At 63.3% G+C, this 12049-nt stretch carries 15 protein-coding genes; 13 read left to right on the top strand and 2 right to left on the bottom strand.

The annotated features are described in order from the left end of the window. The first annotated feature begins 63 nt into the window (after positions 1 to 63). Positions 64 to 1014: an ArdC family protein gene (locus B7Y43_RS19445; protein ID WP_374133331.1), complete on the top strand. Its 951-nt coding sequence runs from the start codon at positions 64 to 66 to the stop codon at positions 1012 to 1014. A gap of 306 nt (positions 1015 to 1320) precedes the next feature. On the opposite strand, the gene B7Y43_RS19440 is transcribed toward B7Y43_RS19445, so the two are convergent. Next, positions 1321 to 1923: a hypothetical protein gene (locus tag B7Y43_RS19440; RefSeq protein WP_374133330.1), complete on the bottom strand. Its 603-nt coding sequence runs from the start codon at positions 1921 to 1923 to the stop codon at positions 1321 to 1323. On the opposite strand from B7Y43_RS19440, the gene B7Y43_RS19435 reads away from it, so the two are divergent. From B7Y43_RS19435 to B7Y43_RS19420, 4 genes are all read left to right on the top strand, one after another. Next, entirely contained in the window at positions 1922 to 2545 is a 624-nt protein-coding gene (locus B7Y43_RS19435; RefSeq protein ID WP_374133329.1) for a hypothetical protein, read from the top strand. The genes B7Y43_RS19440 and B7Y43_RS19435 overlap by 2 nt on opposite strands. A gap of 16 nt (positions 2546 to 2561) precedes the next feature. Next, positions 2562 to 2762 (top strand): hypothetical protein, encoded by a 201-nt coding sequence (locus B7Y43_RS19430; RefSeq protein ID WP_374133328.1) that lies wholly within the window; start codon positions 2562 to 2564, stop codon positions 2760 to 2762. A gap of 111 nt (positions 2763 to 2873) precedes the next feature. Further along, positions 2874 to 3224 carry an antitoxin Xre/MbcA/ParS toxin-binding domain-containing protein gene (locus B7Y43_RS19425; RefSeq protein WP_054590611.1) on the top strand — a complete coding sequence of 117 codons (351 nt, stop codon included), beginning with the start codon at positions 2874 to 2876 and terminating at the stop codon, positions 3222 to 3224. Positions 3225 to 3228: 4 nt separating this feature from the next. After that, the gene (locus B7Y43_RS19420) at positions 3229 to 3723 is read left to right on the top strand and encodes an RES family NAD+ phosphorylase (RefSeq protein ID WP_374133327.1); all 495 of its coding nucleotides are present in this window, start codon (positions 3229 to 3231) and stop codon (positions 3721 to 3723) included. Between the two features lie 7 nt (positions 3724 to 3730). On the opposite strand, the gene B7Y43_RS19415 is transcribed toward B7Y43_RS19420, so the two are convergent. Next, entirely contained in the window at positions 3731 to 4225 is a 495-nt protein-coding gene (locus tag B7Y43_RS19415; protein ID WP_374133326.1) for a hypothetical protein, read from the bottom strand. A gap of 138 nt (positions 4226 to 4363) precedes the next feature. Here B7Y43_RS19415 and B7Y43_RS19410 point away from each other — a divergent pair, with 138 nt between their 5' ends. The 8 genes from B7Y43_RS19410 to B7Y43_RS19375 form a co-directional block, all read left to right on the top strand. Continuing rightward, the gene (locus tag B7Y43_RS19410) at positions 4364 to 5650 is read left to right on the top strand and encodes a hypothetical protein (protein WP_374133325.1); all 1287 of its coding nucleotides are present in this window, start codon (positions 4364 to 4366) and stop codon (positions 5648 to 5650) included. A 47-nt stretch (positions 5651 to 5697) separates the two neighbouring features. Continuing rightward, positions 5698 to 6333: a hypothetical protein gene (locus tag B7Y43_RS19405; RefSeq protein ID WP_374133324.1), complete on the top strand. Its 636-nt coding sequence runs from the start codon at positions 5698 to 5700 to the stop codon at positions 6331 to 6333. A 102-nt stretch (positions 6334 to 6435) separates the two neighbouring features. After that, positions 6436 to 8109, top strand: a complete 1674-nt coding sequence (locus tag B7Y43_RS19400; protein ID WP_374133323.1) for an ATP-binding protein — start codon at positions 6436 to 6438, stop codon at positions 8107 to 8109. 59 nt (positions 8110 to 8168) lie between these two features. Beyond that, positions 8169 to 8540: a DUF3768 domain-containing protein gene (locus B7Y43_RS19395; RefSeq protein ID WP_374133322.1), complete on the top strand. Its 372-nt coding sequence runs from the start codon at positions 8169 to 8171 to the stop codon at positions 8538 to 8540. 340 nt (positions 8541 to 8880) lie between these two features. Next, the gene (istA, locus tag B7Y43_RS19390; protein WP_374133332.1) at positions 8881 to 10410 is read left to right on the top strand and encodes an IS21 family transposase; all 1530 of its coding nucleotides are present in this window, start codon (positions 8881 to 8883) and stop codon (positions 10408 to 10410) included. A 10-nt stretch (positions 10411 to 10420) separates the two neighbouring features. Next, positions 10421 to 11158, top strand: coding sequence for an ATP-binding protein (gene istB, locus B7Y43_RS19385; protein WP_374133321.1), 738 nt, complete (start codon positions 10421 to 10423; stop codon positions 11156 to 11158). A 51-nt stretch (positions 11159 to 11209) separates the two neighbouring features. Then, entirely contained in the window at positions 11210 to 11614 is a 405-nt protein-coding gene (locus tag B7Y43_RS19380) for a hypothetical protein (protein ID WP_374133320.1), read from the top strand. A 202-nt stretch (positions 11615 to 11816) separates the two neighbouring features. Further along, on the top strand, positions 11817 to 12049 hold a 233-nt coding region (locus tag B7Y43_RS19375; RefSeq protein WP_374133319.1), incomplete at its 3' end, for a DUF736 family protein.

Here is a 12049-nt window from a genome sequence, read left to right as displayed (position 1 = left end):
TGATGACCTGGCCCGGCCACTCGCCTGAGTGAGCCGGGCCTCTTTTTGTTGAGGAGCAGGCCAATGCGCCAACGACCCAAGCGCGACGTCGCGCAGGAAATCACCAATCTGATCATCGCTACAATCGAGGCCGGAACGCTGCCCTGGCGCCGACCCTGGAAGAAGACCGGTATGGGCGGAGCGCCGCTGCGCGCTGCAGGCGTCCCTTACACAGGGATCAACCGCCTCTATCTTTGGGCGGTCGCCGACCACTATGGCTATGGCTCACGCTACTGGATGACCTGGCGGCAAGCCATCGAGCTTGGCGGACAAGTCCGCAAGGGCGAGACCGCGGAGCCGAGCATTTACTTCAACAGCACGAAGAAGACCGCGGTCGACCAGGCGACCGGTGAGGAGTCGTCGAAAACAATCCGCTTCATGCGCGCTTACAGCGTGTTCAACGCCTCGCAGATCGATGGCCTGCCGCCCCATTTCTATCCGAGTCCGGTGCCCGAAGCGCCGCCGACGCCCTCGCAGAAGGCCGCTGCCATCGAGCGCTTCTTCGCACCCGTCCCGGCTGACATACGTCTCGGCGGAGACCGGGCGTTCTACTCGCCGGGCGCTGATTATATTCAGCTTCCGCACCCCAATGTTTTCAGCACCGAAGACGGATTCGTGGCTACGAAAGCGCACGAACTCGGCCATTGGTCGGGCCATGCCTCGCGGCTCGCCCGCGAATTTGGCAAGCGTTTCGGCGACAAGGCATACGCTTTCGAGGAGCTGGTAGCAGAGCAGGTGAGTGCCCGGATCTGCTACGAACTGGGCCTTCCGGCAGACCTCCACGAAAGCCATGCAAGTTATGTCTCGCACTGGCTGGAGATCCTCAAGGCCGACAAGACGGCGATCATCACCGCGGCCGCGAAGGCCGATCAGGCATTCAACCATCTTGCGGCCTATTCGGGCTACCAGAGCGAACCTGCGGAGGATGAAGGGGAGGAAGCCGATGAAACGGCGCCAGTTCCGGCTTGTGCTTGAGCCAGCCCCCGAGGAGGTCGTTCGCCTCACCCAGCTTCACCGTTATGCCGACGATGTTGCAGGCCGGGGGAGGGCGCCTATCGGCGGTGTGCTGGCTGAGTATATCGCAAGCCTGTTTCCCCAGAGGGATCCACGCCAGGTGCTGGACGGTCTTCTCGGAAAGGGGGACGCCGGTTGGTCGCTTGGCACAGCTCCGGGTCAAGGCCGAACGCTCATCATCCAGACAACCGAGGCGGGCGTTGCGGTCTCGGCAGTTGCGCGAATCCTCGAACAGATTGCTCCAAACACGCTCCTACGACCGATGATCTACGAGCCGTTGCCGCTGCAGAACCCGAGCGAACATCGTCGCAGCCTGCATTGAGGGAAGGGGGATGGGGCCATTGCATCTTGCAATGGAAAGGAAGCCTCATGTCCTGCGACATCGATTACCGTTACCGCCGCGCACTCCAGCCTGATGGACTGACAACCTTCGAGAATGCGCTGCGAGCATTGAACGAGGCCGTCGATGATGTCCGCCTTGCAGGCCGGCAGGCTGCAAACTGCCCGGCAGTGCTGCTCCTCACCCGCCACCTTCAGCGTATTGCCGACGGAAGGCCGACCGAATGTGAGGCAGACGACCAGGCGCTGCGGTCCCAGTGCATCGAACGCCTTGCCGAGCTCAAGCACAGACCGGCGATCATTGCGCTGGTTAAGCGCGGGATCGACTATCGTCGTCCGGATCAGCCCGGAAAGGTTCGGCGAGCCGGGTCTCGCCTGGCGCAACCCGTTCTGGAAACCGCCTGGCGCGGTGATGCGCAAAGCGCCGATCACCGCCCTTGCAGACATTCCCGCACTCACGGCGCGGATCGCGCGCGAATTGAAGATCGCACCTCCGGCGCAGCCGGGGCTCATCTGAAGGAGAACTCGCATGGGCTGGCTTTACATGCACCGTGCCGGAATGGGGGGCTTCGACACTCCCAAGGCCTATCTCGACAATCAGCTCACATGGGAGCGCGAGAATGAAGAAACCGGCACCTTCGAAGGATGCCGGGTCATCAAAAGCGTGTCCACAACCGGGGCCTATTACGCGGCTGTCCAGCGCTATGGACCGAACAACCAGACCCACGCCATCTCCGCGGTAATCTGTCTGGTCCGCTGGAACCCCAAGGCAGCCGACGGCCTCCTGTTCGGCTACAAGGACATGGATGAAAACTCCGGGCCGGTGGAGGCTGGGTGTCCCAGAAGTATCCTCGAGGAACTTGGGCCAACCAATCACCCTTATGCCCTCGACTGGCGCAACCGGTGCTACCGGCAGCTGCGGCTGAAGGAACGCAAGATCGCCGATGGCGACATGATCCGGCTGCCTGAACCCATGAAGTTCACCGACGGGAGCGAACACGCCGAATTCAGGGTGACAAAGCGCGGCGCGAAGATTGAACTCAGCACGCCCGATGGCCGAGGCCGGTTCCGCATCAGCAGATTGATGGAGCGCCGGTTCGAAGTCGTGCCCCCCAAGCGTGCGCCGCGCACATTCTTCCCGGCAACGCCGTAACGCTCGGGAGGTGACCATGCTGCTTCAGAGCCTCGATCCCAGAAGGGCGATCCTGTGCGGGCGCGCCAATGCCGAGCGCCTCGCCATCCGGATGACAGCAAATTCGGGGCAGAGTCATGCCGTGGTGAGGACGGACAGCAAGCTCCAGCCGTTCTGCGTTATGCCTGCAGAAGAGGGCCTTCCCGGTGCGATCGAATTGCAGGTCGTGGTTTTGTAAGAGCGTGAAACCTCTGCGGCAGAACCGGAACATCTGCCGTGTCTGGCTCAGCAAACCTTGATTACCGCAAAAATTGACGCTATATCGCGTCAGAATTCATGGGAAAGTGCAATGGCGATTCAAAACTACGCTGACAACGGCGCGTTTGCTCCGCGCAAGATCGTCGACGCGCTGCGGACCACCAGCGACGAACTCGCACGCTCGCTGGGCCTCGGCAAGGATGCGATCCAGCGCAAAGACCGGATCGCGTCCGATCGTACCCAGCGCCGCCTTCGCCAGATGGTCGAGGTGCTCAACAAGGTCGAGCCGCGCTTTGGCTCGGCGTTGCTGGCCTATGCCTGGTACCGCTCGGAACCGCTGCCCGGCTTCTCGGGCCAGACCGCCATGCAGCTGGTGCAGAGCAACCGGGCCGACGACGTGCTGACCTATATCGACGCGGTCGACGCCGGCGTCCACGCCTAGTCCAATGCACTTTACCGGGCTGCTCTACCGCGCCCACAATCCGGTTTGGTCCCGCGAACCCCTCTCGGGGGAGGGGGCGGCCCGGTTTGGCGGACGGTTCAATCGCATCGGGCGCATCGCGCTCTATACTTCCCTCGCCCCTGAGACCGCGCTGCGCGAGGCCAATCAGGTTGGCACCCTCCAGCCCACCACGCTCGTCGCCTATCAGGCCGACATCGGACCGCTGCTCGATGGCCGCGATGTGGCTGCATTGCAGCCCTTCGGCATCACACCGGCTGAGCTCGCCGACCCCGCGTGGCGTGATCGGATGCTCTCAGGCAAGCCGGTCCCGACGCAGGATCTGGCCGAGGCCGCGATCGCGCAAGGCTATGCCGGCATCGTTGTCCCAAGCTACGCCCGCGGTGCTCCCGCGGACGCGCTCAATCTGGTCCTGTGGGACTGGGACGGGAGCATCACGCTTGTTGATGACGACGACCGGCTTGGCCTTCGCAATAACTGATGGCCGCTTATTCCTCGATCATCCCTCCGAGGCCGGGATCAAGATACCACGACGGGCCTTCGGTAAAGTCGGCATTGCGGGCAGGAACCGGGCCATCAGGCTCTGACGAGACGTAAGGGTTGACCATCGGCGCAGGGTGCTGGCCCGAGCGCAAAAGGTGCCCCGACATCTGGCACCGTGGCCCGAGGAGTTCGAAGAGCCATTCGAGATCGTCGAGCATCTGGACAACCCCGCGCCCTGCCAGCGCATAGTAGAGGCAGCGCTGATAGTCATCGCAATGGCAGGACAGGATCTGCGTCAGCCGAGCCTTGGCATTGGGCAGGCCCTGGAAGACGCCCTGCAAGGTCTCATAGAGCTCGCGCGCCGAGTAATAGGCATCGAACGGCTCCACTCCGATCGAGGCATTGGCGAGCATGCGCTTGGTTGGACGGCAATTCGGATCAAGTGCCGCGTCGCGCAGCGTGACATCGAGGTCGAAAGCATGCGCTTGGTTGGACGGCAATTCGGATCAAGTGCCGCGTCGCGCAGCGTGACATCGAGGTCGAACTTGCCGATATCAAAGACCTTGTTCATTATTCATGGGCTCCTGCAGATTATGAACATATAGTGAACAAACGACAGGGTCAAGGCGTCATCATGCATGTGGCTGGTAGCTAAGGACACCACAGGAAAGACCGGCAGGGTCGCCATTAGTGACGAGCTGAAGGCTGCGCTGGTGCGCTGGTATACAGGCCGGGGCAGCGAGGCCGACCACCGCGCTTGCGTCTCACTGGTCTCGACCGCGCGAGAGAACCACAAGTGGATCGCCTGCGATTGCCTTGGGGCAGAGCATCCGCCGCCGCTGATGAGCGCGGCCTATCTCAGTTTTCAGGAAACCTATTACCTCCGGCGTCTTACTTCGCGGCCAGGCCACGAGCCAGGATGCCCGTTTCATCTGCCGCAGGCGCCGCCGCGCATCCGTGAGACAATGAAGGACTCGCTCTATGCCATCGGCCTGCCAAAAGGCTTGTTCAGCGCGCACCAAAAGGCGCCGGAGAAGCTTGCACAGAAGCCAGAGGACATAGAGCCTGACGACCGCTCACGCGGCGTGGCCATCCCGCGCCTCGGCAAGCTGCTCTGGCTGCTGCTCGAACGCGCTGGCTCGAATATCCTGCGCGAATTACCGCCCAGTGGCAGGCGCGCAGGCTCGATCAGCGAAGAAATGCGCCACCTCAAGCGCGCCGCTCAGGGCCTTGAAATCGCGCCGGGCATCCGGCTGTCGGATCATCTGTACACCAACGCGATCGATTACGAGAAACGGCGGGTCCATGCCCGATTGCGGGCCGCGGCCGAGACCTGGCCGCCCGAGTTTGCGCCGCAGGCCTTTCTGCTTCTCGAAGCGAGCGAGGTCACATCGAGCGAGGTGGTGACGGGGCTCGGAACTGTCGAAATCCGCAATCGCATCCAGCACACCGGGATCATCCGAGCCGAGGTCGAGCCACCCTTTCTCGTGTTGGCCGTCGTCGGGGAGCATAGTCGGCGTGAAGGATACCTGGCGCTGCGCGCCTATGCCCAGCCTGTCTTCAGCGGAAACCAGTTCGTGCCCGCCGAGCGTGACCATGATCGCGACGTGCTGCGCGCGCTCCAACAGGCCCAGTATGAATTGCGCCGCCTCGGTGTCAGGATGGCCGTCAAGAAGGTCCTCTTTGACATCGCGCTGGCTACGGGCTCGGCGAGGCCGGATTTCCTGGTGGCGCTGCTCGATGAGCATAGCGGGGTGGAGTGCAAGTTCGCGCTCCAGATCCTTCAGTCGGATGATGCCGACTATCTTGAGCTGCGCAGCATCGAGCGCGAGCGTCTGAGTCAGGCCGGGCTTGTCGTATCCATGGCCGCCAGCAGCGTCACGCCTGAGGCAATTATCAGCGAAGCCCGCAGCCTTCTCGAGTGAAGGGGAGGGGGAGGGTTTGAGCGAACCTGAAAAAGGAGAGTTCGCTCATGACATGCTTTGCTCCGTCGCCGCGCCCATCGACTTCGATCTGGGGCGCAGTCCAACAGGCCGATCAGCTTGGGCCCGGCATTTGGTCGGTGATGACCGCCAGCCACGGCGGCATCATTCTGTCTGATCAAAGGCAGGCCGCCATGCCGCCGGCGCTACTGATCGAGGGCGGCTCCTACGAGGAAGACTGCGACTGGGCGCTCCCGATCCTTGCCTTCGCCAGCGAGCTTGAACGCCAGCGCTCCTGCTCCGCAGGCTTCCTGCAGCTTGCCCGCGATACCGCACGGTGTTGGCACCCGGACCGCCTCAGCGCCTTCACCGGCGAGGCCGTCGAGGAAAATGCGTCCGCGATCCTGCGGACGCGCAAGGCCTATATGGCCGTGATCGGCGAATTCTGCACGACCAGCGCCTGGGGTGATTGGGCCGACTGGGTGCCGGACGGAAAAGTCGGCGTGATTGCCCGGCAAGTCGAGCGCGTCGATCACCTGGGCCGGCCAATCTATGGCGAGGCCGAAGTCTGCGCGCTTATTGCCAAGGACCTCTACGCTGCGCGCGGCGAGGTTACGGCGCTCCGCAATACGGCGCACGAGATCATCCCGATGCCTGAGGATTTGCGGCCGAAGCGCGTGGGCTGAAGAGCAGGCTCAAGCCGCCCGGCTCCGGCCATGCATCAATCCGCCGATCTGAAGGGGAGGGGGAGGGGAAGGGCGAACCAGTGCGATGAAGGACCCTTTGCCATGAACACGACAATCATCCGTCCCAGCGTCAGCCCGAAGACGATCACCAAAGTCACGCGCCTCTTTAACGGCACCATCGGCGATATCCTCGGCGAGCTCCTCCAGAACAGTCGCCGCGCGGGCGCTTCCCGGATCGATATCGCCTGCTGCGCCGATCAGGACGGGGCGCGACTGACCCTGGTCGACGACGGAACCGGTGTCGCCGATCCCCAGACCATGATTGCGCTGGGGGATTCGGGCTGGAACCAGCGCATCCATGAGGCCGAAGACCCGGCAGGCATGGGCGTCTTCAGCCTTGCGGGCAAGGACACCCGGATCAGCTCGCGCCATGCCGATGCCGACACCGGATGGTCGCTGCATGTCCCCGCAGATGGCTGGACCGGCGCGCAGGATATTACCGTGGTGCCTCTTGCTCGCCCCGCCGGGACGACCATCACCTTCCTGATGCCCGGGGTGAGCGAGCAGACGACCGAGCGAATTCTGCGCGAGGTCGCGAAGTTCTACCCGCTGCCGGTGTTCTTCAATGGCACGGAAATGCCGCGCGAGGACTTCCTCGCCAAGGCGATCTACATCGCCGAGTGGAACGGCAGCCAGATCGGCGTGTTCGAGGGACGCGAATATCACCAGGACCCGACGACCAATTTCCATGGCATGGTGCTCACCCGCAAGCTTGCCAGCGTCTCGGAGAGCCTTGGCGGCAAGACCTACCATGGCCGGCTCGATATCGGCGCCACCCCGGGACTTGCCCTTGTGCTCCCGGCGCGCAAGGAATTCGTTGAGAACGCCGCCTTTGCGGCGCTTCAGGCAGCGTGCAAGCGCACGATCTATGCCGCGCTGGCGCACAAAGGCCGGCACCGGCTTTCCTTCGAGAACTGGAAGGAAGCGCGCGATCTGGGGGTTGCCCTGCCCGAGGCCGACCCCCGCCTGCCCCGCTGGCATGCGGCCATCGCGGAGAGCGACAACGTCAATGTCGAATATGAGGAGGTCGCAGCAGGTGCGGACACGATCCTCGTCGCGGATCTTGAGCCCGATATCGGGCAGGGACTGGAGCGCGCGCTGCGCGAACACCCTTTGCGCCCGCACCTCGTCGAGAACCATCCTGCCTACGCAGGCTATGGCTGGTATGACGCGCTGCATCAGCTCGGCAACGTGCGCTTCTATGTTGCTGCCGGAGAACGGGACCACGTCATCGCCGAGAACGGCAGCTTCCCTCCGCTCGATGACCATGTGCGTGCCGAGACGATCGAACTGAGGTTCTGTGTCTTTCACCGCGCCGCCGAAACCGAGCGCGAGGAACGGATCCCGGCAGATGTCGCCTGCGTCGTAAACGAAGATGGCTGGTACAGCGGCATCGACCAGATCCGCATCGCCTATGTTCCGGGTGATGACCTGACCCCCGAAACGCTGGTCGATCTGATCGAGAACGTCTGCTTCTGCGCGAGCGACGACAGCGAGGCCGACTCCTGGGACACCCAGCACGAGCACTTCTTGCGCGACGCGCGCGAACTCGCGGCCCGGGTGCTGCTCGGCGAGGACGAGGCCATTGCGGCGCGTATCCGCGACACGCTCGCCGGCATCCTGTGGGTCATTCCCAAGGACCGGCAGGTTGCCATTACCGTCGTCCCCGGGACCGCGATCGATGTTCAGCTATCCGCTTGTCAGCCTGCCGGCTGAGGCTCGCGAGGCCGTCCGGTTGCCCGCTGATCGCCCCTTTGATCGGGAGGAGACCTCCAATGCATGACACATCCGACCTCTCTTGCGCGTGGCAGCGTGCCGAGCGCATCGCGCTGCTCAATGATGCCGCACGCCAGGGCCGTGACCGAACGGCCCGCATCGTCATGACCTCCGGGCTTCTAGCCGAACTGGGCGGCGACACGGTGGCACAAAGCATGATCGCACAGGCCCGGTTGATGGCCGCTCTGCGCCATTGCACCTTCGCCCCGGATTCGCCCGAGCGAGACTTTGCAAGCATGGATGTCGATGGCATCAAGGTGCTGATGAAAGTCGATTATTACGACACCGAACTGGCATTCGGGTCCGAGGATCCGGCCAATCCAGCGATGACACGGCGCGTCATCACGCTGATGCGGCCAGCGGACTACTGATCATTGTGAGGCGCGGACATGTCACTGCGCCGCGGAGCATCGGCCCGGTAAATGGTGGGGAGGTAACGAGCGTATGAGCAGGCACAAAGTACCGCTTCGTGACGGGATTGCGGCGGCAAGTGCGGATTCCGAGGTCATCACGCGCAGTGTTCCGATTTGATCGTGCGCAGCATTCCGACGTGATCTCGCGCAGCATTCCGATTTGAAGCTGCGCACCATTCCGATTTGATCATGCGCAGCATTCCGATGCGATGCCGCGCAGGTGAGAATTTCAGAGCCTTGTCGATTAACGGCGCCTTCTTTGTGGAAGGAGCCGCTGATGCCGACGAGGAGGATGGATATGCGCCAGGTGCGCGAACTGATGAGACTGCACCGGGAAGCGGGGCTTGGGGTGCGCGAGACGGCGCGCCGCGCTGGGATTGCTGAATCGACGATGCGCGAGATGGTGAAGCGGTTTGACCGCTCGGGTCTCGAATGGCCGCTGGCCGCGGATCTCGACAATGCGCAGCTTGAGGCGAAGCTTTACGGTGCGGCGGGGGTCAAGCCCGGGCGCCGCCGGCTTCCCGCGCCGGACTGGGCGGCGGTGCACCGCGAGTTGAAGCGCAAGCATGTGACCCTGCAGACTTTGTGGGAGGAATATATCGAGGCGCATCCCGACGGCTATCGTTACAGCCGGTATTGCGACCTGTACCGCGGGTGGGAAGGCCGTCTGCCGGTGACGATGCGCCAGACGCACCTGGCGGGCGACAAGCTGTTCGTCGACTACGCGGGCGACAAGTTGGGTGTGGTCATCGATCGCCGAACGGGCGAAAGGCGCGCTGCGCACATCTTTGTCGCAGTGATGGGTGCATCGAGCCTGTCCTTTGCCTGTGCGACCTGGACGGAGACGCTGGCGGACTGGACCGATGCGCACGTCCAGGCCTTTGCCGCCTTTGGCGGCGCGCCCAGACTGCTGGTGCCCGACAATGCGAAGGTCGCGGTGATCAAGGCGTGTCTTTACGATCCGCAGGTCAATCGCAGCTATGCCGAGATGGCGCGCCATTACGGCACGACGTGCCTTCCGACGCGGCCGCGAAAGCCGCGGGACAAAGCCAAGGTCGAGGCGTGTGTCGGGATCGTCGAGCGGTGGCTGTTCGGGCGGCTGCGCAACCAGATATTTTACAGCCTTGCCGAGTTGAATGCCGCGATCGCAGCGCTGATCGCCCGGCTCAACGACGAGCGCGTGCTGCGCCAGTTTGGTCGCACCCGTCGCCAGCTGTTCGAAGAGCTCGATGCGCCGCTGCTGACGCCGCTGCCGACTGAGCCTTACGTTCATGCCGAATGGCAAGCCAGGCGCGTGGGCCTCGATTATCATGTCGAGGTTGCACATCATTTTTACTCGGTGCCCCACCGCTATGCGCGCCAGCCGGTTGAAGCGCGACTGACGGCGCGGACGGTCGAGATCTTCATCCGCGGCGAGCGGATCGCGGTTCACATGCGCGGCAGCGGCAATGGCCGGCATACGACCTTGCCCGAGCACATGCCGTCATCGCATCGCCGCTTTGCCGACTGGACGCTCGCGAAGATCCTGACCGAATCGGGACGGGTCGGACCTTGCGCGCAGCTTTTATGCGAAAAGATCCTCGAGGATCGCCCCCATCCCGAACAGGGCTTCCGCTCGTGCATGGGCATCCTCGGTCTTGAAAAGCACTTTGGCGCGCAGCGCCTCGAAGCTGCGGCGCTGCGCGCTCTCGAGATCGGCGCGCGCAATTACGGCTCGGTCAAGTCGATCCTCGAAAAGGGGCTCGATGGCCAACCGCTGCGGCCCCGGGACAGCGACCACCAGCCCATCGATCACGGCAACATCCGGGGTCCGGACTATTACAACTGAAGGAGAAGACATGCTTACCCATCCCACGCTCGATCAGCTTAATCACCTCGGCCTCTATGGCATGGCCAAGGCGTTCGGTGCCATGGCGACAAACGACGATGCGCGCACGCTCAGCCATGCCGAATGGCTGGGCTTGATCCTCGACCATGAGCTGACCTGGCGTCAGGAAAAGCGGATGGCAGCGCGGCTACGCCACGCCAAGCTGCGCCACCGCGCCGTCCCCGAAGATATCGACTACCGGACACCGCGCGGGCTCGACCGGCGCTTTATGGAAACCCTTCTCAAGGGTGACTGGATCAAAGGTCACGACAATCTCGTCATCACCGGCCCGACCGGAACGGGCAAGAGCTGGTTGTCCTGTGCCATTGGGCACCAGGCTTGCCGCGACAATCTGTCGGTCCTCTACGTCCGGCTTGGCAAGCTGCTCGACGAGCTGAGCGTGGCGCGCGGCGATGGACGTATTGCGGTACGGCTGAAAAGCCTCGCGCGGATCGACCTGCTCATCCTCGACGACTGGGGACTGGAGCCGCTCAACGCCAATGCCCGCCATCATCTGCTTGAGATACTTGAGGACCGGTACGGCAATCGATCCACCCTCGTCACCAGCCAGCTTCCCGTGACAAAATGGCACGAACTGATCGGCGACGCGACTTACGCCGACGCCATCCTGGATCGCCTCGTTCACAACGCCCACCGCATCACACTCGAGGGAGACTCGCTGCGACGCCCGCACCCACAGACTGCTTGACCAAAATACGAATAGCGTGAAAGCAAATCACGTCGATGACGGCTCTGAGCCGTGCGCGGCATCAGATCGGAATCCCGCGCGGGATCAGATCGGAACGATGCGCGTGATCATGTCGGTATCCCTGCGCGGGATCGTCGGAATCCGCAGGCAAGTGCCTTTGTTGGCTGGGACCGACCGCTTCAGACCTATTTCGCACAGGTTCTGAGCGCCCCTGACGAAGACGGGGAGGAAATCGAACTCGTATGGGTCGGAACCGCCTTCGGCGAGCTCCCCCGCGCGGTTGACGCAATCCGCGTGCTCGAACCCTATTGCCAAATCGAGGCAAGTCTTGCCGCACAGCTCGAGATCGACAGGATGGCCTGCCTCGCCACGCGCGATGGACCCAATCAGCTCGAAGCCAAGGCCTTCATGGCGCGTCTCAGCCAGATCAAGGACGGGTCCGAGCCCGAAGCTTAGGTCGGTACAGGCCGCGCAGGGTTCGAAGCAGGGCCGGTTCAGCTCCAATCCACCTATCGAGACTCCTCAGCCCTCCGGGCTGGACAGGATGACGCGCGCCTGCGGTGGCTGGCGCACGGGCCGGGCCAGGGGCCCGGAGGAGAGGGGGGATGGGAGAAGGTGTTCCGGACAAGGGGTTCGGACAGCATCAGGAGAATTTGACATGAACATCGGCACCCTCAAGGCCAACGCAGAAGGCGTTCACATCGGCCGCATCACCACCCTGACCTTCAGCGCGACCGTCGCCCTGCGCGCCTTCGAATCCACCAACGAGCGGGCACCCAAGTTCGACCTCATGGCGCTCTCGGCGGACCGCCGCAGCTGGGTCAAGATCGGCGCGCTCTGGGAATACTCGTCGAACGAGACCGGCGAGTGCTTCCTGTCGGGCCAGATCGA

It is taken from the genome of Sphingomonas sp. 28-62-20, from assembly GCF_002281505.1.
Note: the sequence above shows the minus strand (reverse complement) of the source record. Positions and strands in the feature narration are given on the sequence as shown.

Bases quoted from the DNA above. Each gene is read 5' to 3' on its own strand.
- B7Y43_RS19435 (WP_374133329.1), top strand. From the start codon at position 1,922: ATGGGCTGGCTTTACATGCACCGTGCCGGAATGGGGGGCTTCGACACT.
- B7Y43_RS19410 (WP_374133325.1), top strand. From the start codon at position 4,364: ATGTGGCTGGTAGCTAAGGACACCACAGGAAAGACCGGCAGGGTCGCC.
- B7Y43_RS19445 (WP_374133331.1), top strand. From the start codon at position 64: ATGCGCCAACGACCCAAGCGCGACGTCGCGCAGGAAATCACCAATCTG.
- B7Y43_RS19420 (WP_374133327.1), top strand. From the start codon at position 3,229: ATGCACTTTACCGGGCTGCTCTACCGCGCCCACAATCCGGTTTGGTCC.
- B7Y43_RS19440 (WP_374133330.1), bottom strand. From the start codon at position 1,923: ATGCGAGTTCTCCTTCAGATGAGCCCCGGCTGCGCCGGAGGTGCGATC.
- B7Y43_RS19395 (WP_374133322.1), top strand. From the start codon at position 8,169: ATGCATGACACATCCGACCTCTCTTGCGCGTGGCAGCGTGCCGAGCGC.
- B7Y43_RS19425 (WP_054590611.1), top strand. From the start codon at position 2,874: ATGGCGATTCAAAACTACGCTGACAACGGCGCGTTTGCTCCGCGCAAG.
- istA (WP_374133332.1), top strand. From the start codon at position 8,881: ATGCGCCAGGTGCGCGAACTGATGAGACTGCACCGGGAAGCGGGGCTT.
- B7Y43_RS19400 (WP_374133323.1), top strand. From the start codon at position 6,436: ATGAACACGACAATCATCCGTCCCAGCGTCAGCCCGAAGACGATCACC.
- B7Y43_RS19405 (WP_374133324.1), top strand. From the start codon at position 5,698: ATGACATGCTTTGCTCCGTCGCCGCGCCCATCGACTTCGATCTGGGGC.
- istB (WP_374133321.1), top strand. From the start codon at position 10,421: ATGCTTACCCATCCCACGCTCGATCAGCTTAATCACCTCGGCCTCTAT.
- B7Y43_RS19430 (WP_374133328.1), top strand. From the start codon at position 2,562: ATGCTGCTTCAGAGCCTCGATCCCAGAAGGGCGATCCTGTGCGGGCGC.